This is a genomic window from Desulfosporosinus shakirovi (genome assembly GCF_020595055.1).
GTDB lineage: Bacteria > Bacillota > Desulfitobacteriia > Desulfitobacteriales > Desulfitobacteriaceae > Desulfosporosinus > Desulfosporosinus shakirovi.
The window spans coordinates 418,152-437,663 of sequence record NZ_JAJDOO010000001.1; the positions used below are offsets into that span (position 1 = coordinate 418,152).

General features: G+C 40.6%; 19 protein-coding genes and 1 other annotated feature. Of the genes, 13 read left to right on the forward strand and 6 right to left on the reverse strand.

Annotated elements, in window-relative coordinates:
* Positions 1-388: 388 nt before the first annotated feature.
* The 5 genes from LJE72_RS02040 to LJE72_RS02060 form a co-directional block, all read right to left on the reverse strand.
* A complete protein-coding gene (locus tag LJE72_RS02040) occupies positions 389-694 on the reverse strand; it encodes a spore coat protein (protein WP_312038883.1) in 306 nt (101 codons plus the stop codon).
* Between the two features lie 165 nt (positions 695-859).
* On the reverse strand, positions 860-1,057 hold the full coding sequence (locus LJE72_RS02045; protein WP_229245852.1) for a spore coat protein: 198 nt from the start codon (positions 1,055-1,057) through the stop codon (positions 860-862).
* 56 nt (positions 1,058-1,113) lie between these two features.
* On the reverse strand, positions 1,114-2,271 hold the full coding sequence (locus LJE72_RS02050; RefSeq protein ID WP_229245853.1) for a zinc-dependent alcohol dehydrogenase: 1,158 nt from the start codon (positions 2,269-2,271) through the stop codon (positions 1,114-1,116).
* A 20-nt stretch (positions 2,272-2,291) separates the two neighbouring features.
* A complete protein-coding gene (locus LJE72_RS02055) occupies positions 2,292-2,696 on the reverse strand; it encodes a spore coat protein (protein ID WP_229245862.1) in 405 nt (134 codons plus the stop codon).
* A gap of 22 nt (positions 2,697-2,718) precedes the next feature.
* The gene (locus tag LJE72_RS02060; RefSeq protein WP_229245864.1) at positions 2,719-2,925 is read right to left on the reverse strand and encodes a spore coat protein; all 207 of its coding nucleotides are present in this window, start codon (positions 2,923-2,925) and stop codon (positions 2,719-2,721) included.
* Positions 2,926-3,260: 335 nt separating this feature from the next.
* Between LJE72_RS02060 and LJE72_RS02065 the strand changes: the two genes are divergently transcribed.
* The 9 genes from LJE72_RS02065 (at position 3,261) to LJE72_RS02105 (ending at position 12,657) form a co-directional block, all read left to right on the forward strand.
* Entirely contained in the window at positions 3,261-3,839 is a 579-nt protein-coding gene (locus LJE72_RS02065) for a class I SAM-dependent methyltransferase (protein ID WP_229245866.1), read from the forward strand.
* A gap of 95 nt (positions 3,840-3,934) precedes the next feature.
* The gene (locus tag LJE72_RS02070; RefSeq protein WP_229245868.1) at positions 3,935-4,477 is read left to right on the forward strand and encodes a glutathione peroxidase; all 543 of its coding nucleotides are present in this window, start codon (positions 3,935-3,937) and stop codon (positions 4,475-4,477) included.
* Between the two features lie 22 nt (positions 4,478-4,499).
* Positions 4,500-4,922 carry a transcriptional regulator, SarA/Rot family gene (locus LJE72_RS02075; RefSeq protein WP_396390174.1) on the forward strand — a complete coding sequence of 141 codons (423 nt, stop codon included), beginning with the start codon at positions 4,500-4,502 and terminating at the stop codon, positions 4,920-4,922.
* 79 nt (positions 4,923-5,001) lie between these two features.
* Positions 5,002-5,314 (forward strand) — a binding site (T-box leader).
* 93 nt (positions 5,315-5,407) lie between these two features.
* Positions 5,408-6,637 (forward strand): tryptophan synthase subunit beta, encoded by a 1,230-nt coding sequence (gene trpB, locus LJE72_RS02080; protein ID WP_229245872.1) that lies wholly within the window; start codon positions 5,408-5,410, stop codon positions 6,635-6,637.
* On the forward strand, positions 6,630-7,445 hold the full coding sequence (gene trpA / locus LJE72_RS02085; protein ID WP_229245879.1) for a tryptophan synthase subunit alpha: 816 nt from the start codon (positions 6,630-6,632) through the stop codon (positions 7,443-7,445). Before trpB ends, trpA begins: the two co-directional genes overlap by 8 nt.
* 187 nt (positions 7,446-7,632) lie before the next feature.
* Complete coding sequence (locus tag LJE72_RS02090) at positions 7,633-8,583, forward strand: sugar ABC transporter substrate-binding protein (protein WP_229245881.1); 951 nt, start codon at positions 7,633-7,635, stop codon at positions 8,581-8,583.
* Positions 8,584-8,590: 7 nt separating this feature from the next.
* On the forward strand, positions 8,591-10,123 hold the full coding sequence (locus LJE72_RS02095; RefSeq protein ID WP_229245882.1) for a sugar ABC transporter ATP-binding protein: 1,533 nt from the start codon (positions 8,591-8,593) through the stop codon (positions 10,121-10,123).
* Positions 10,107-11,057 (forward strand): ABC transporter permease, encoded by a 951-nt coding sequence (locus LJE72_RS02100; protein ID WP_229245884.1) that lies wholly within the window; start codon positions 10,107-10,109, stop codon positions 11,055-11,057. Before LJE72_RS02095 ends, LJE72_RS02100 begins: the two co-directional genes overlap by 17 nt.
* A gap of 94 nt (positions 11,058-11,151) precedes the next feature.
* Entirely contained in the window at positions 11,152-12,657 is a 1,506-nt protein-coding gene (locus tag LJE72_RS02105) for a xylulokinase (protein ID WP_229245886.1), read from the forward strand.
* A gap of 92 nt (positions 12,658-12,749) precedes the next feature.
* On the opposite strand, the gene LJE72_RS02110 is transcribed toward LJE72_RS02105, so the two are convergent.
* Positions 12,750-13,502: a MerR family transcriptional regulator gene (locus tag LJE72_RS02110; protein WP_229245888.1), complete on the reverse strand. Its 753-nt coding sequence runs from the start codon at positions 13,500-13,502 to the stop codon at positions 12,750-12,752.
* 416 nt (positions 13,503-13,918) lie between these two features.
* On the opposite strand from LJE72_RS02110, the gene LJE72_RS02115 reads away from it, so the two are divergent.
* The 4 genes from LJE72_RS02115 to LJE72_RS02130 all read left to right on the forward strand — a co-directional run bounded on the left by LJE72_RS02115 (position 13,919) and on the right by LJE72_RS02130 (position 19,159).
* Positions 13,919-14,596 carry an ABC transporter ATP-binding protein gene (locus LJE72_RS02115; RefSeq protein ID WP_229245889.1) on the forward strand — a complete coding sequence of 226 codons (678 nt, stop codon included), beginning with the start codon at positions 13,919-13,921 and terminating at the stop codon, positions 14,594-14,596.
* Positions 14,593-15,696, forward strand: a complete 1,104-nt coding sequence (locus LJE72_RS02120) for an HlyD family secretion protein (protein ID WP_229245890.1) — start codon at positions 14,593-14,595, stop codon at positions 15,694-15,696. Before LJE72_RS02115 ends, LJE72_RS02120 begins: the two co-directional genes overlap by 4 nt.
* A 10-nt stretch (positions 15,697-15,706) precedes the next feature.
* Positions 15,707-18,211 carry an ABC transporter permease gene (locus LJE72_RS02125; protein ID WP_229245892.1) on the forward strand — a complete coding sequence of 835 codons (2,505 nt, stop codon included), beginning with the start codon at positions 15,707-15,709 and terminating at the stop codon, positions 18,209-18,211.
* A gap of 123 nt (positions 18,212-18,334) precedes the next feature.
* A complete protein-coding gene (locus tag LJE72_RS02130) occupies positions 18,335-19,159 on the forward strand; it encodes an undecaprenyl-diphosphate phosphatase (RefSeq protein WP_229245894.1) in 825 nt (274 codons plus the stop codon).
* Positions 19,160-19,512: the final 353 nt, after the last annotated feature.

Here is a 19,512-nt window from a genome sequence, read left to right on the forward strand (position 1 = left end):
AAAATATCCCCTAAAACAAAAGAGTTCAGGTAGACTCGATAATAGATTGAGTAGATTAAGAGAGGAGAGTTGTGTTTTGGCACAACCATCATTACAAGCTCCACAAATCCCTAAGCCGATCGTTTCGGGAACTAAGAAAGTTAGGTTATGGCATAGACCATTTGTGCAAATTATTTTTGTTCTTTTAGTCGTCCTGATTACGATGAATCAAGCTTTAAAGGAAATCGGAATTACAATTCTTTTGTCGCATCGGCTTCCTTACATGCGATTTGTCCATTCGGGGGAGTTGTATCGATCTACGAATTTGTTAATACAGGTCTTTTGGTTCAGAAGACTCATGAATCGTCCTTTATTCAACATTCGGTTGATATTCCTTAGAAAGATTTACTTAGGGTCTAGGTATATCTAATACTGTATCACTTGCTTGCATGTCCACTCTAATCTGTTCTTGTGGGTTGGTTACTTGGTAAGACCCATTTTTCATCATATAGGCTGCAACTTTTTCATGAGTCTCAATGGCGACATCCAAGTGTCTGCGGAGTACATCCCTTACTTCAGGAGTTACAGTTTCAGAGATCGCAATGGCGTAATTAATGACACCTGATTTTGAAGCTATTAAAAAATCTGTCGCAATAACTTGTTCGGTCATATCCCCCATACCTATCATATCTTGAAAAAATCCCAATATTGACACCTTCTTTTTAACTTAGTTATCAAATTCGAAGATAACACTCACTTCTATATAAGTGGGTGTTCCTTATCTTGCTTGGGGTAGAGTCCCCTACGTCCTGATGTTCAGCTTTAGGGAACGAGTTCACTGATGTTAATGGGTTGGTGCGGCTGTATTATCTAGAAGCTGCTAAGATTGAATCAAATCCTGCAGTTCTTTTATATGTTCTTGGGAGGTTACTAAATCATCCTGCAGTAGCATTCTCAAATCTTCATCTTTAATGAATCCAACCATTGCCGATGATTTTGTAGCACATACATTCTTAAACATCAGAATTTCATGAAGCTCATAGGTTTCATGGGGAGCAATTCTTTTGCCTGTTAGCATTAGGTTCACCTTCTTTAAGAATTTTCTTTGGATTAGCTTTTCATTTCATTAAACGGTTAATGAAGATATCCTTTCCCCCCTGGATGAAGCACAACTTTGATACATCCATCTGTTTTAGTATCGAATACCTCATAGCCATGTTTAGCTTGATCTAAGGGTATATTATGGGTAATGATATCGCTAGGATCAAACCTTTTATCGGCAAGCATCTGATAAAGACGTGGCATATATGGAATTACTGGTGCTTGTCCCATTCTTAGATTTATATTTCGATTCATTAAATCTCCAAGGGGGAAAGAGTTATACCTTGAGCCATAAGCACCTGTAACTTGGATCATTCCTCCTTTGCGGACTGCTTGGCTGGCGATTACAAAACTGCCCAAAGCCCCGCCTTGAAGCTTTAGACCACTGGCTAGGAATTCAAGCGGTGTCATCTTTCCGTCCATGCCAACAGCGTCTATTACAATGTCCGCACCACCTTGAGTGATTTCCTTCAGATATTCTCCAGTGTTTTCGTGTTGTTCAAAATTGACGATTTCCACAGTGTTGTATTTTTTGGCGTGATCTAAACGATAATCTATGTAATCTACAGCTATCACCCTTTTAGCACCCATCATCCAGCAGAATTTCTGCGCCAGGAGTCCTATCGGTCCACAGCCTAAGACAACGACTGTATCCCCCTTTTTGACACCCGAGTTTTCCGCACTCCAAAAAGCAGTTGCCATTGCATCGGCCAATAACACTAATTTTTCATCTTCGACCTCAGAATTCTCTGGTATCTTAAAAGGTGTAAAATTGCCATACGGAACTCTCATATACTCCGCTTGTCCCCCAGGATAACCCCCTGCAGTTTCGGAATATCCAAAAAAACCGCCCATTCCTCCATGTGGATTGGAGTTATCGCATTGACTTGTCAGATCGTGTTTACAATAGAAGCATTCACCGCAGCTGACGTTAAACGGTATGATTACCCTGTTCCCTTTTTTTAGCTTTGTTACCTCTGGACCGACCTCCTCAACCACTCCCATTGGTTCGTGACCAATAATGTAATTCTGGGGAAGGTTGGGAATCATGTCATGAATTAGGTGCAAGTCTGAGCCGCATATCGCAGTGGTGGTGATCTTTACAATGATGTCGTCCGGTTTATGGATTGTTGGAGCCGGAACGTCTTTAACTTCTACATTTTTATTCCCTTGAAAGGTTACAGCCTGCATTGTTTTGTATCCTCCTGGTTTTAATAGTTTGGCGTAGCAAACGTACCGAGCCTGCTGGTATCGCCAGGGAAAAGCTTCAAGTTGGCAATTTGAAGTGCCGCCTGCGCTGACATCTTATCAAGTTTGAACTGTTCATTTACTTGGTAAGGGTGGAACCAGCCTTTCTTCATCATTAACTCTGTAATTTGAGCATGCAGATCAATTGAAGCGTTCAACATGTTGCGTACTTCAGTTCTAGATTGAGGGTCAGCAATTTCAGTTAAGGCCATAGCGCAATTTCGTATGCCGTTTTTGGCATTCAGTAAAAAATTGAGGGCAATGGTTGAGTCAACAAGACCCGGCATTCCCTCTGCGTTTGCTATCTCTAAATAGTCGTTTCTCATAGGCTTTTTAAGGGCGTTTATAGGTTTTCTTTCATAATCCATCAATAATTCCACCTCCATTTATTCACTGTGGTTGAGTTTTGCTTAATAGTTCTTGTAATACATTGACGGATTGCATGGATTGTTGAACATCTTTCTCGAGCAATGTTTTTAATTCTTGATCAAACACTACTCCTTGAATCATTTTCGAGGTAGTCATGCAGATGGTTTTAAAATTTAAGAGCTCATGAAGTTCCATTGTTTCATGTAATGCAAAATTCTGTTGAACCATTATAATTACCTCCTGCTAAATTATGCATGTAGTTTGACCATATTAAGGATAGTTATGTAATGTATTGGAGGGCTTTAAATATTTATGATGCACTAGATATTTAGTGAAATGAACAAAGACAACCACTGAAAAACTGAAGGGAAAGAGTTGAAAAGCAAGAGTTGTACTATTAGTTTGCGATATATGGAATATAATATAGACAGACAATAAAGGTGAAATTGAGAGTTCAATAATATGGAAGCCCAAATAGCCTCTTTCAGATCTCATTCTTTAAGATGTTAGAATGTAATATATTGTAGGATCTCTCGATAAAATGAGGAGAAGAAACCAGAAGTATGAAGAATATTTTTAAAAATGCTATGGAGATATCTAAGGGAATATGCAAAACGAAATTAAGTAATGGGGATATAGCGGTGGATTGTACCATGGGAAATGGAAATGATACTGCATTTTTATGCAATTTAGTTGGAGAAGAGGGGAAAGTCTATGCTTTTGATATCCAAGAAGAGGCTGCGATTAATACTGAGAAAAGACTAAGAGAATTGAAGCTTCTTGAAAGAGCTGAAATCATACTTACTGGTCACGAAAATATTGATAAATATCTTAAGGAAGGTGTTGTTCAATTAATAATATTTAATTTAGGATATCTACCGAAGGGAAATCATGAGGTTACTACGAAAAAGGAGACAACCCTTGAAGCTGTACAGAAATGTTTAGGGTTGCTCAAACCTAACGGTATAATTTTATTAGTTGTATATTCGGGACATGAGAATGGTAAAATGGAACTAAGGGCTTTGGAGGACTTTACAGCAACATTAAACCAAAAGAAGTATAATGTAGCCAAAATTTGCTTCACAAATCAGATTAATAATCCACCGGAACTTATTTGTATTGAAAAGGTTTTCAAAGCCTAAGAAGAGGAATAGAAATTTAAGTTCTGCTTGCAATATTATATTTAATTGTGTACAATATAATTGTATCAAATATAAATAAGGATAAGGTGATTAACATGTCAATTTATGACTATTCGTTTCAATCTATTGAAGGAAAGACCGTCTCTCTTTCTGATTATAAAGGAAAGGTGATGTTGCTCGTCAACACCGCCAGTAAATGCGGCTTTACGCCACAATATGAGGGATTGGAGAAGCTTTACAAAACCTATCAAGATCAGGGGTTGGTGGTAATTGGTTTCCCGTGTAACCAGTTTTCTGAGCAGGAACCAGGGACAAATAGCGAAGTTCAGGAGTTTTGTAAGATAAGATACGGGGTTTCGTTCCCACTGTCTGCTAAGATAAATGTACGAGATGAAAATGCTGATCCGATCTTTCAGTATCTTTCTGAACACACAACCTTTGATGGCTTTGGAAAAGGTCTTAAGAACAAGGCCTTTGAACTTATGATGAAACAGAAATATGGAAAGCAGTTCTCCGATGGCTCTGTAAAATGGAACTTTACTAAATTCCTCATCGACAAGGACGGAAAAATCGCAGGCCGTTTTGAGCCCACCATATCCCCAGAAAGCATGACCACTTCGATCGAGGAGTGCTTGTAAATTGAACGGGGACTCGAAAGACATGCTCAAGCTCGACAATCAGCTGTGTTTTGCACTCTATGCGTGCTCGAAAGAAATTATTTCCTTGTATAAGCCATACCTGAACTCTCATGGGCTAACCTACACTCAATATATTACACTCTTGGTATTATGGGAGCAGGATTCGCTCAGTGTCTCTGAGCTTGGAAACAAGCTTTTGCTTGATTCAGGCACACTCACCCCTCTTCTGAAAAAACTCGAAAAGTCACAATTGATTGAGAGAGTAAGAGATAAAGATGATGAACGAATCGTCAAGGTTTACTTGACGGAAAAAGGAAAAATGCTACAGGACTCATTTCTTGAACTTCCTCAAAAAATGTTTTGTAATTCTGGCATTAAGCTTGAGGAAGCAATAGATCTTAAAGCAATGCTCAATCAGTTACTGGGAAATATTCGGAAGCTGTAATAAGTTGTTGTTCTGTGATATTGACAGTCATAATTACCTGTCATATAATAAGTGCTATTATAGTGAAGAAATTAATACACAATAACTGATGATGAGAAATAGTATGTCTTATGGGAATGTCTTAGCGAGTCAGAGGCGGTGAGAGTCTGATACAAATCTCTTAGACAGAATGGTTCTCAGAAGTGTGATCCGAAAGCTGTTAGCGTTAGTAGGTGATTCCGGGGGTTTCCCGTTACAGAGACAAGGGTATCGAGAAAAAATTTTCTCCGTACCTGATAGATTAGAGGTATTTGGTGGTTTGTTTGCATAAGTTCGATCAGCAGTGATTGGATTTGTAAAAATAATTACCCTATACGAATTAAGGTGGTACCACGGAGCATTCCGTCCTTTTAGGATTGAATGCTCTTTTTATTTACCTGATTTAAGCACAAGCATCAAATGGTACATGGAAAATGAATATGCAACTGCATGAAAGGAGAGTTCAAATGGTTAAGGAAAAAACACATGTGCTATCCGATGACGGCTATGAAACGAGTGGGCATTTTGGCCCATATGGAGGTGCTTATGTTCCAGAGACGTTAGTTCCTGCTTTACGAGAATTGGAAGCGGCCTATATGGAATCTTGCCAAGATGAGAGCTTTCAGCAAGAATTTAAAGAGCTTTTACAAAGGTATGTTGGACGACCGTCTCTCTTTTATGAAGCAAAGCGCCTGGCGGAACAATTAGGTGGTGGGCGTATTTATCTTAAGAGAGAAGATCTCAATCACACGGGCGCTCATAAAATTAACAACACCTTGGGGCAGGTTTTGCTTGCTAAACGTATGGGCAAGAAACGGGTGATTGCAGAGACTGGAGCAGGTCAACACGGGGTAGCAACGGCCACAGCTTGCGCGCTGTTTGCTCTTCCTTGTGTGGTTTATATGGGAGAGGAAGATGTGCGCAGACAGAATTTAAACGTTTTACGAATGAGATTACTGGGGGCTGAAGTTCGCACGGTGACCCACGGTTCATGTACCCTGAAAGATGCTATCAATGAAGCGCTCAGGGATTGGGTTACGAATGTTGAGGAAACGTTTTACTGTTTTGGAACAGCAGCCGGACCCCATCCCTATCCGACGATTGTTCGAGATTTCCAAACAGTGATTGGGCAGGAGACGCGGGAGCAGGCCTTGAAGGAGCTGGGAAAACTTCCTGACGCCATCATTGCTTGTATCGGTGGAGGAAGTAATGCTATTGGGATCTTTCATCCATTTATCGATGACAAAGAGGTAAGACTGATCGGAGTCGAAGCTGGAGGAACGGGGAACAAGACGGGTGAAAATGCGGCGACACTTTGTCTAGGCGAGCCGGGAGTTCTGCACGGAGCGTATAGCTATTTATTACAAGATGATGATGGACAAATCGTTGTAACAACCTCCGTTTCTGCAGGGCTTGATTATCCGGGCGTCGGTCCTGAACACAGTAATTTAAAGGAGACTGGGCGAGCTGACTATGTCAGTATTTCTGATCAAGAAGCCTTGGACGCGTGCACCCTGCTCTGTCAAACAGAAGGCATACTGCCTGCCCTGGAAAGTGCCCATGCTGTTGCTTATGCGGCAAAACTCGCACCAGGGCTCTCGAAGGACCAGGTGATCGTCGTTAATCTCTCGGGAAGAGGAGATAAAGACGTAGAAACTCTGGCTCAGTATTTGGAAGGAGGAGCAAATCATGAGTGAGCGGCTTAAAGCAGTTTTTAAAAGTGAGCCTACTGGGGTAACCCGTCTAGTCTCATATATAATGGCAGGAGATCCCTCCGTGGAAGCAAGTCTTCGTCGCTTGAAGGGACTGGCCGATCACGGTGTGGATGTGTTAGAACTGGGGGTCCCCTTCAGTGATCCTATGGCAGATGGAGTGGTCATTCAAGCTGCCGCTGAGAGGGCTTTGAACGCTCAGATGACCGTGAAAAAAACCTTGGAACTTGTCCGGGAATTTCGCAGAACCCATGATACTCCGCTTCTGTTAATGAGTTATCTTAACCCACTTCTTCGCTATGGTTGGGATCAATTGGCGGAGGATGCTGCTGATGCAGGGGTTGATGGGTTTATTTTGCCGGATTTGCCTTGGAGAGAAGGTCAAGGCCTGCGCATGAGAACGAAAAAGAGGGTGGGCAACAAATTGGATTTCATCCCAATGATCGCCCAAACGAGTCGTGAGCAGGATGTTCAGGCCGTCTCTCAGGTTACGGAAGGCTTTGCTTATGTCATATCGCGTAATGGGATTACGGGAGGAGAGGTTGAACTCCCTGCCAGCGTTAATAAGTTCATTGAAAGTTTAGGGAACAGTCTTCAAATTCCGCGTTGTGTTGGTTTTGGGATTCAGAAACCGGAACAAGTCCGCGCGTTAGCAAAGGTTTGTGACGGAGTTGTTGTAGGCAGTGCTTTAGTGAAGGCTTTTGCTAAGCTCGACCAAAAAGGACTAGAGGAACAAGACCTGATAGAGCAGGAAAAAGAAGTGTTTTCTTGGTTGGCTAGCCTTAAGAATTAGGCAGAGCAGAACCTTGGGGGAGGCTACCGCCTTCGCGCTAAGTGTTCCTATTAGGATCACGGCTTCGGCGATACTTTCCACCGGAGACTATCGTACCGGAGACCATCGTCACCGAAGTAGAATAAGGAACACCGACTTGAAGAAGTGGTCGTCTCAGAATTGATAGAAAAGAGAGAAGGCAAAAAGTATGAAAAAATTATTATCTCTGTTTATCCTAGTGGCGCTGGCATTTAGTCTCACAGGGTGTGGTGGAGGAAAACCTGCAACAACCGCTGGAGGACCAGAGAAGGAACAAAAGACTGTCGCAATTTTGACTCCTTATTTATCATCCGTTACTACGAATGAAATGATCGAAAACTTGAAAACTCAAGTAGCTAAGCGTGATTTGAAAGCTAATGTAGTAGATACTAAAGGGGACTTTGCTCAACTGGCAAGCCGGATGGAGGATCTGATATCAAGCAAAGTAAATGCTATCGTGCTTGTTAGCACAGATCCGAATCAATTGAAGGATCAGATTAAGAAAGCACAAGAAAAGGGGATTCCGGTCTTTGGGTGTGATTCCGGTTATATCGAAGGAATGACTATGAATGCAACCAGTGACAACCAAGCAATGGCCCAGATGATTACAGAATATCTCTTTACGACGATGAACAATAAAGGGAACCTCGTGGTTCTCACCCACAGACCACATCCAGGAGTTCTGAAAAGAACTCAGGAGCTTGATGTGCTTCTCCAGAAAACAACCGAGATCAAAATCGTTACAGAACAACAAGTCCAAGTTCCCGGACCCATCGAAAGCGCTCGCCAACAGATGGAAAATTTATTGCTGGCCAACAAAACCGAAGAATCATTGACAGCAGTTTGGGCTGGTTGGGATGAGCCTGCTATTGGAGCTTCCCAGGCGATTGAGGCAGCAGGTCGGAAAAACATCGTGGTTGTTGGCATAGACGGGACTAGCCAAGCGATTGATATGATTAAAAAAGGTTCCCCATTGATTGCTACGATCAAACAGAATTTCCCTGGCATGGCTGAAATAGTGGCTAACCAGATAGATTTAGTTTTCCAAGGCAAACAGGCAGAAGGTACGGAACTTTATGCACCCGCTACGTTGATCACGAAAGAGAATGCAGGGAAGTGATCAGTGGATGTCGCTACTGCAGGTAAGAAACTTAGACAAGACGTTTGGCAAAAACTATGCACTTTCTGGCGTATCTTTAACGATTGAAGCGGGTGAAATACACGCGCTGGTTGGAGAAAATGGCGCCGGAAAGTCTACCTTCATTAAGTTAATAACTGGAGTTTATCAGCCTGACGGAGGGGATATTTTCTGGCGAGGGGAAAAGGTGGACATAAAAAATCCACGGAATGCCCGTGACTTGGGAATCAGCGTCATTCACCAAGATCGTCATCTTGTGCCTTATTTTACGGGTTTGGAAAACCTATATCTTGGAGCCGATTATCCCAAACGGAAATTGTGGCTCGGTATTCGCTGGGACATAATGCGTGAAGAAGCTGAAAAGCTAAAAGTCCAATTAGGCATAGAGGTTCCCTTGGAAAAGCAGGCTCAAGATATGTCGCCAACGGAACGTACTTTATTGGAGATTCTGAGGTCAGTAAGGGTCGGATGTAAACTTCTTTTTCTGGATGAACCGACGGCATCGTTAACTGACCAGGAAACTGAAATGTTGTTTCGTTTGCTTTTTCGCCTAAAATCCCAGGGAACCGCCATCATCTATGTTTCCCATCGTTTGGATGAAGTTTTTCGGCTTGCTGATCGAATAACGGTGCTTCGTAATGGTCAACTGGCGGGGACAGTAATTAAGGACGATGTTAACAAAGACAGCTTGATCAAGCTCATGGCTGGTCGAGAGATATTATCCAGTGGTGTGAAAAAAGAAGCAGAGGTTAATTCGGAACCCTTCGTTTTGGAGGTGAAAGGCTTAAGAACAGTTGACAAGAGAGTGAAAAAGGCTGCCTTCTCCGTTCGCAAGGGGGAAATACTAGGAATTTTTGGCTTGGCAGGCGCAGGACGGACCGAACTCCTAGAGGCGATTTACGGAATTAGGCCGAAATGCAGGGGGGAAATAATGATCAACGGGAAGGTTTTAGCCAAACCTTCCCCCGCGGTTTCTTTGCAAGAAGGAATTGTACTTATTCCTGAGGATCGCCGAGGGCAGGCTTTGATCATGGATATGTCGATTCGTGAAAATATTACCTTGCCCGTTCTTAAGAATTACACGGCGAGAGGAATCATCGCTCATACTGAAGAACTTCGAGATACAGAAGACTTTATTACTAAATTAAAAATTAAAGCTGATGGGTCAGGGCAAGCTGTTCAAGTCCTGAGCGGAGGAAATCAACAAAAGGTCGTTTTTGCCAGAGCTTTAATGTCCCGTCCGGGAGTGTTCTTGTGTGATGAACCGACCCAAGGCGTCGATGTAATGACTCGCAGTGAAATTCATCGTTTATTGAGAAATCAGGCTAAACAAGGTGGGGCAGTAGTTTATGTATCTTCGGATTTGGAAGAAATGTTAGAAGTGGCTCATCGTCTGGTAATTATGCATGATGGAGAAACGATTACCGAACTTTCGGCCAAGGAGATGACACAGGATTCTGTACTGAAGTGTTGTTATTATCCAAGAAAGGAGAGTGAGCCTTCAATTGAAGGAGAGGGGTAAACCAAATTGGCTTCAACTACTTCGCGTGTATGGAACAGTTATCGCGGCAATTTTAATTATGATCGGATTCAGTGTTTTAAGCCCCGCTTCTTTTGCAACCTGGGACAATGCGGTTAATATCAGTCGCCAAATTTCCTTTCTTGTTATTATTGCTGTAGGAGCTACCTTGGTGATGGCTATTGGGGAATTTGACCTTTCCGTAGGTGCTATGGCCAGCCTTGGGGGCGTTTTTTCTGCTAAATTGGCGGTTCAGGGTTCACCTTTTTGGGCAGTATTCCTCATCCCCTTAGGGGTTGCCTTTGCCATAGGGTTCATTAACGGTTGGATTGTGACTCGTTTTAGAGTGTTGTCGTTTATTACAACTATGGCCATGGGAACGATATTGGGGGGTTTTACCTTCTGGTTTACGGGAGGGACGACCATCTTCGAGAATATTCCAGAATCGTTTCGCTATGTGGGTCAGTCAGAATGGCTTGGGATTCCTGTGCTTTCATTCCTAATGATTTTTTTGACGGTTATATTTTGGTTCGTAATGGCAAACACAGCTTTTGGACGTCGTTTGTATGCTCTGGGAGGGAATGAAACAGCCTCGCGAATTGCGGGGATTAATGTGCATGCCAATAAAAATTTGGCCTTTGCCATATGTGCTGCTCTGGCTGCTTTAGCTGGGATCTTAATGGCTTCTCGCTTAGGTTCGGCTCATCCCACCGGTGGAAACGGCCTGTTTTTACCCGCTTATGCTGCAGCCTTTTTAGGAATGACCACGTTTAAAGAAGGAGTGCCGAACATCTGGGGGACCTTTGTAGGTGCCGCCATCATAGGGATATTAGCGAATGGACTAACGATTCTTGAAGTGCCAACGTTTATGCAGGATGTTATAACTGGAGTCATTGTGATTTCTGCGGTGATCTTGCAAAAACTTGGGAGAAAGTGAACAAAAATATATTCCAGGGGCTGACCGCCACTTATTTCATTTGAGAAAAAAAGATAAGTGGCGGGCAGTTCGGATAAACCTAGGAGGTGATTATATGCAGTATATTGCCTCGTTCGATATTGGTACAACCAATGCCAAGGGAATTCTGGTTTCTCAGGACGGAGTAATTCATGGGGAAAGGACAAGACCTATTCATACTTACCACGAAGGGAACCGGGTTGAGCAGGATCCGGAAGAGTGGTGGCAAGCTGTCAGAGAGATCGTTCAGGAGTGGTGGAAAAGTGGGTTCTCGGCGGAAAAAGTTCAAGCAATTACCTTGAGTGGGCAGATGGAGGACTGCATCCCAATCGATGGTAAGGGTAATCCGGTTAGACGAGGGATTCTTTATTTGGATTCCCGCGCCGAGTCAGAGGCTAAACAGATCTTAGGGCGCTTTGGAGAAGAAGAGATTCGGCAAAAAACCGGAAACCATATGGATGGGCAGATGACATTTCCCAAAATGATCTGGCTTCGAGAAAATGAGCCTGATTGTTTTTCTAAAACGGAGTGTTTTTTGATTAGTGCTAAGGATTATGTCATCCTCCAATTAACTGGTCGAAGTGTCACAGATCCTACTTCAGCGGCCACTGCAGGAATGATGAATTTACTTGATCGATCATGGCTAAGCACATGGCTTAACTCGTTTGGGTTAGTGACATCCTATCTCCCCGAACTATTAGGTCCTGATGAAATTGCGGGTTATGTAATGGAAGAGGCTTCTTTATTGACCGGATTCAAGATCGGAACTCCGGTGTTATGTGGAATTGGAGATGCTGGGGCAACGACGTTGGGGGCAGGGGTAACCGAGATTGGGGAGATGTATGCTTATTTGGGGACAACCGGATGGGTTGCCTTGCCTACAGCTGCCGTCAGTCGGGTTGGCAATGGAGTATTCCATTTGGCTCATGCGCCCAAAGATGTAATGATTGCCATTGCTCCATTACTCAATGCGGGAAATGTTTACCACTGGGCGTTGTCCGTGTTTGGGGACCCTAATCGATCGGAGGGCAAAGAGGGGTTTGCTTATTTGGAAGAGATTATGGCCAATACTGAACCGAGTACTAGGAGGGTTGTTTTTTTACCCTATTTGCATGGTGAACGCTGTCCGATCCAAGACCCGGATGCCAGTGGATCGTTTATTGGTCTTAAATCGACAACCACGCGAGGAGAAATGTGTGCGTCTGTTCTGGAAGGGGTTGCCATGGCGATCCGTCAAGTTATGGAGCTTCTCTTGGGCGAAAAAGAAATTCGGCGAATAACCTTGATCGGCGGCGGGAGTAGAAGTCGTGTATGGAACCAGATAATAGCGGATGTATGTCATTGTAACGTGGTTGTTCCCCAGGATTCGGAATTTCTCCCTGCTTTGGGGGCAGCAGCGGCGGGTTATGTGCGCTTGGGTTGGGCTAATAGCTATGCAGACTTCTCGAAAAGATTCCTTTCTCTGAGGGAAGGAGAGGAGTATTCGCCTAATGCAAAGAATGCCTCCGCTTATGACAAACTGTATTGTAACTATCTGCGGATTTATTCGGCAGTACAAGCATTAGATAAAGACGGATGTTGAACAGAGAAATGAGTCTTATAAATCGTTATGCAAAAAGCCCCAGCTTTGCTGAGGCTTTTTGCATGTTTTTATGTGTTAGGTTTCAGCTCCGGTTATTTTTTCATTATCGGAACTTGTAATTCCGTAAGCCAATCATTTTCGTCTTCTTTATTCCAAATTCCATCAATATATGATTCCCTTGGGTTATCGCTTGCTAGAAAACCATTTTCTTCAATCCATTTATACAGATGAGCATAAGCATTGCCAATACTGCTATAGGGACCTTTGTGATAGACACAGGCAGCGCTGGCTACTTTCTCGATTTTTTTGAACTTAATTGTTTCGGTGTCTTTTCCCCAAGTAGTTACAGCCTCGCAGAATTCAATATCAATATTTTTCTCTTTATACTCGCCGTCATGGTAAATTATGAAACAATACTCTGGAACAGTGCATTTCAACTCTGGGTTTGATTTTTTAACCTCTTCGCCAATCTTGGGAATGATCTCGAAGTAGTAGTTATAGTCAGGTATTGCCATACGTCTAGAAAAGACAATAACCTCCGGTAATTCTTTCGACACAACTTCATAATTCATATTAAAATCCTCCTTCATTTTTGCAAGATAATGCGTTATTTGACCCAGTTGCCGCTGACTTTCGGCGATGCTTGATTTCAGCTCTTGTTCTCTTTGTTGAAAAATTCTAATGTTATTTTGACCTTGCTGGATAGTTGAAATTTCATCGATCGAAAAGCCTATCTGCCGAAGTGCGATGATTTTGTGTAATAAGGGCAACTGATCTGAGGTGTAATACCTTATAGCTTTTATAGTGACTTTGTTGATCTTCGAAAACATTCCTATTCGATACACAATGATCTCCCCTTACACATTATCTTTGCTGATTTCAAATATAAATCCTCCCCTAACAGGAGGGTCAAGAGATGAATAGAGAATTTATTTAGAGTTTGGTTTAGATGCACCGAAGCAGTTTAATTAGGGATAATTCTTTTCAACGTTATTAATAGTTAATAATTTGTTAATAAACTGTTTAGAGAAAGTCAATAGGCTTAGTCTAGAATATATCTAGGAAAGCTATGAGGAATTTTGTTTTAGTGATATTCAATTTATCCTAAATAAGAAAAGCTTAAGAGTTCAAGTGAAAATGAAGTATGAAATCAGAATTCTGCGTCTAAATAATATAGGACTATTTAGTAACTCTTATTGCGCTCTAGGCTTAATGTAGGGTGTATTTGCTGTTGCCAATTTTTGAATAGTTGAGGTGTGTAATGGATTTAGTTATCGAAACAGTCGATTTATGGAAGGCATATAAGTTAGGGACTGTAGAAGTGGAAGTTTTGAAGGATATTAATGTACATATTCACAAGAGAGAGTTTGTTTCGATTATGGGACCATCCGGTTCAGGTAAAAGTACTCTTTTATATTTAATTGGTGGCCTTGATAAACCAACCGCTGGCTGTATCAGGGTAAACGGTCAAGAGATTTCGAAGATGAAGGATAAAGATGAAAGCTCAATGCGTAGAAAAGAAATAGGTTTTGTATTTCAATTTTATAATCTCATCCCTAATTTGAGTGTTGAAGAAAACATTTTACTTCCTGTTCTGTTGGACGGGAAAAAAATAAAAAACTATCAGAATGAGTTAAAACAGATTTTAGATATTGTAGGTCTTTCGGATAGAAGAAACCATACTCCCAAAGAATTATCAGGTGGTCAGCAGCAAAGAGTAGCAATTGCCAGAGCGCTGATTAATGAGCCAGAAATTATTTTAGCAGATGAGCCTATAGGAAACCTCGACTCGAAAACCGGAACAGAGGTTATGGAACTTCTAAAAACAATTAATGCGGAAAAAGGAAGAACTATTGTACAGGTGACTCACTCCAGAGAAGCCGCAGATTATGGACAAAGAATCATTAACTTAAAAGACGGGAAGGTATGTCAATTATGAAAAAGGTATTAATTATAGGACTTATCGGGATATTGTTATTATTTATATCAGGGTGCGTTAAAGAAGCCGAAAAAACTAATGATGAAAATGTTACCCAGGTAGAAGCAAAGCAGGTGATTGAAGCTTTCGGAACAGTCAAGTCTACTGAGGTGAAAAATATAACAATTGATTTTTTGGCTGAAGTTACTAAGCTTAATGTTGTAGAAGGGCAAACTGTAAAACAGGGGGATGTTTTACTTAGCATAGACTCTCAAAGCTATTTAACAGAAATCCGTAACAAGGAACTCAGCTTAAAGACTCTGCAAATAGAATTAGCCAGTTTAAATAGGGATTATGAGGCGAAAAAGAATTACCTGACTAATAACTCTGACCCTGAGATTATGAAATATATTAATGATCGGAAACATGCCGAGGATTTGTTGAATAGAGCTCAAGAGGACTTAACAACCAGAGAGGCATTATATAATGCTGGTGCGTTGTCCCTAAGTGTGCTTAATGATTTTAAGGAAACGGTCAATGAAAAGAAAAAAACTGTCCAAGATGCTGTCTTATCCGAGGAAACCACCCGAAAGAAGATTCAAGATGAGCTGGATGAGCTTAAAACATTAATTGATCAGAAAAGTCTCCAAGTTCCCTCCCTGGAGCTTGATATCCAAGCTATGCTGGAAAAAATGAACAAAAGTTACATAAACGGCAATGACATATTGACGGATGTTCCTAATGGAGTGGTATCCGAAATTGACTGCGTTCAGGGGGATATAATCTCTGACCCGGAGAAAAAGCTCTTGAGTGTTCTGAATAAGGATAGCTTAGTGGTAGAGGCAAATGTAGCTGAGGAATTTATTAAGGATGTAAAGTTAGGAGCGGAAGTTACAATAATCCCTCAGGCAGATAAATCCCGGACTTATAAAGGGAAGGTTTTGTTCATTGCTGACAAAGCAGTCTTGAAAAACAATGAGACCATAATACCTGTTCGGATATCGATTGAAAATCCAGACAGCTTTCTGCTACCTGAGTTTAATGTTGATGTGAAAATTAACTTTGAAAGTGATAAAGCAGACTTAGCGTATAATTTGACAGTTACAACAGGGAAGCTTTAGGAGAGATGAGATGGGCATAATCACCAAGTTTATAGTTAAAAGTATTTTTGAAAAAAAATTACGTTCATTTCTAATAATCTTGGCAATCGTTCTTTCCTCGGGGGTATTTTTTGCTTCTATTGCTATTTCAGGGAGTCTAGAGGAAATGATTATTAAAGGGATCCAGGGTTCGATTGGGAATGCGGATATTATAATCACCCCCAGCGAGAAATCTCCTTCCCCCTATTTCTATATGGATAAAGCGGAGTTATATAAAAATCGTGCGGAATACATTATTGGGGAGCTTCAGGAAAACGCAGTTTATAAACCAAACAGGAATGAAGAAATCAGTATTAACATGACAGGAGCATCTATTGAAGACGTTCAAAAAATGAACCCATTCACAATTAAGCAGCAGTATAACCTATATCCTTTTGAAGGCAGAAAAATCATTATTGGAGAATCAGCCGCAGAGAAGTATCAGTTGAAGGCCGGAGACAGCCTGGATCTGGAATTTGGACAAGGTGGGACTACATCCAGACAGAGGTTTACAATATGTGGAATAGCTTCCTCGACAGGATTATTTAAAGGGAATACAAAATCAGCTTCTGCCATAGTACCCAGGGACTTTATAAGTAATTACAACAATGCGCGAGGCAAGGTAGGGTCTATCTATATCAAGCTTCTTAAGCCTGAAGACAAACAGGAAACGATTGAACTATTGTCCAATGACTATAGCAATTACAAGGTATTTGAACTTTTTCCTCTTGAAGAAATAAAGCAGGAAACCATGATGATATCCGCAGTATTTCTCATGCTGTCATCTATCGTTTTTTTTATGAGCATATTCATCATTTACTCCTCATTTAAAGTTATTACGACAGAAAAGCTACCAATAATAGGGACCTTTAGAAGTATTGGTGCTACAAAAAGAATGACAAACTATTTATTATTAGGAGAAAGTATTATATATGGTATTATCGGTGGGCTTTTGGGATGTGGTGTAGGAGTAGGAATCTTATATCTTATGTCTTATGCCTTAAGCAAAATGGTCAATGGCTCTGAGGGAATGGAATTTAATGCTACAGTTCAATTTTCAGAAGTTAATTTTGTATTGGCTTTTTTGATGGCCATAATTCTTTGCTTCGTAAGCTCCATCATTCCTATCTTAAAAGTATCAAAAATTCCGATCAAGGATATTGTTTTAAACTCTGTGCAAAAAAATACCAAACGAAGAAGGCTATGGACCATACTTGGGATAGTCTTTATGGTCATTGCGTTTATTTCTTCCCTCATAGATTCGGACAACTTAAGACCCATTTTGGGCAGCGTAGGAATGCTAATGACCCTTACTGCCATCGTAATGCTTGTACCTAATCTTACTTCAGCTTTTGTCAGAGTCTTTGAAACGTTATATGTCTTTGTTTTTGGGAACATAGGGATTCTTGCCGCCAAGAATTTGCGCGAGAATCAAAATATCATTAATAACATATCGATGCTCGCTATAGGTATAGCCTGCTTACTTTTGATCAATACAGCCAGTTATGATAATGTCATAAGCATAACAGATCAGTTTAAAAATGTTTCGTATGATATTGAAATGTATACGAACAAAGCGGATAGAAATATCGAGAACAGGTTGCTTAGTATTGATGGAGTGAAAGAAGTCTATGGAGATTATGAAGCTTACAGAGTAGAAATCGCCGATAAAAATGATAGGATATCTCGTATAAAAGGGGTCGATAAAAACAAGATTTTAGATTTCTGGAACATTAATATGGATGGAGATATTCAAGCTGAATTTGAACGACTTGATGAAGGACGTAATATTTTAATAACCAACACTTTAAAGGAAAAGCTGAATTTGAACGAAGGAGATCTGATCAAGCTCAAAATGAAAAGCGGCGAAAAAGATTACAAGGTAATTGGCTTTTTTGATGATTTTGCTACGAATAAAAACATTGGTTTAGTATCTCAAAGATTTTTAAAAGCAGATATGCAACTCAAGTATTATTCTGATATTTTCATAAAGACGTCTCAAAATCCAGAAGACGTGCTGAAGAAAATTGAAACAGAATTTATAAGACTTAAGCCCTACCTGGTCACAAAAAACGAACTTCAGGAAGAATACATGAGTTCCAATCAACAAGTCACTTTACTTATGTCGGGCTTTTCAGTTTTAGCAATCATCATCGGAGTTTTTGGAGTCCTGAACAATCTCCTGATAAGCTTTCTCGTACGTAAGCGTTCCCTTGCCGTATTTCGATCTATGGGAATGAGCAAGGTTCAAACTGTCAAGATGATTTTTATTGAAGCAATTACAGGGGGAGCGATAGGCGGATTACTAGGGGTTATGGCGGGAACCTTAATGATCGTTATCTTGGCCGGAACAAACAATTCTAAGGACATACATTTCCCTTTTAGTTCATATATAATTTATGTCCTGGCAGGTGTAACCCTAATGCTTATGGCATCGATAATTCCGGCCTTAAAATCCTCAAAGCTTGATATAGTATCATCGATAAAGCTTGAGTGAACTCGTTAGCTAAAGCTGAACATAGATAAAACTGGGAAGTAAAGAAAAATGCATCTTATCAAACATTCGCTATGCATAGTGAACTTTAAGAAACAAGGTATTGAATAAGGAGAGATCAGAGGAATGTTATTAATTGAGATCATGAAGGCAGTTATTCTTGGGATTGTCGAGGGAGTCACTGAGTGGTTACCCATCAGTAGTACTGGGCATATGATTTTAGTTGACCAGTTTATACAGCTCAATATGAGTGAAGCGTTTAAAGAAATGTTTTTCGTTGTTATTCAGCTTGGTGCAATCATCTCTGTTGTAGTTTTGTACTGGAACAAGTTGGTCCCTGTGTCTTTTCAAAAGAAGTCAGCGGTAAAAAAAGATACTTTAGTACTGTGGTTGAAAATTCTTACAGCCTGTATCCCAGCGGCAATCATTGGACTTTTGTATGACGATCAAATTGATGCACAGTTCTATAACTATCAGACTGTTGCGGTCACTTTAATTCTGTATGGAATATTGTTTATCATAATCGAGAACCGAAACAAGAATTTAAGGCCAAGGATCAATAATCTTTCGCAAATTACCTATAAAACTGCACTCCTCATAGGAGTATTTCAAGTTTTAGCATTAATCCCCGGCACATCTCGTTCAGGCGCTACAATACTTGGTGCTATATTAATAGGCACTTCTAGAACGGTTGCAGCAGAATTTACATTCTTTTTAGCTATTCCTATTATGTTTGGTGCAAGCTTGATAAAAATATTAAAATTTGGGTTTGTTTTTACAAATAGTGAAATTTTGATTTTATTAACGGGTATGATAGTTGCTTATATAGTATCAATTTTATCAATTAAATTTTTGGTAGGATATATCCAGAAGCATGACTTTAAGGTGTTCGGTTGGTATAGAATTATATTAGGAATTATATTAGCGTTATATTTTTTAGTTAAGAGTTAGATAAAGTTAGAATTTATGAGCTTTGGCCATACATTAGCTAAAGATACCTTATAGCTGCATAATGGCTTATATGATTGAGGTTATATGATCAAATAACAACAACATTAAAAATAATAGTTGACAGAACAAGCTAAAGGATGTATTCTAACAAAGCGTCAAAACGACGCACAATGACTGAATAGCTACGGGGGTAAAACCTTCGAACCTTTGCATCGAAACAATACAAATTAGTTATTGACAACGCGAGTTGAAAATGCTAAGATATGGTTCCGGCCTAAACAGCCAAAGAAAATGATGGTCTTTGAAAACTAAACAACAAGGACAGCCAATGAGAGAAACTCGAAAGAGTTTCA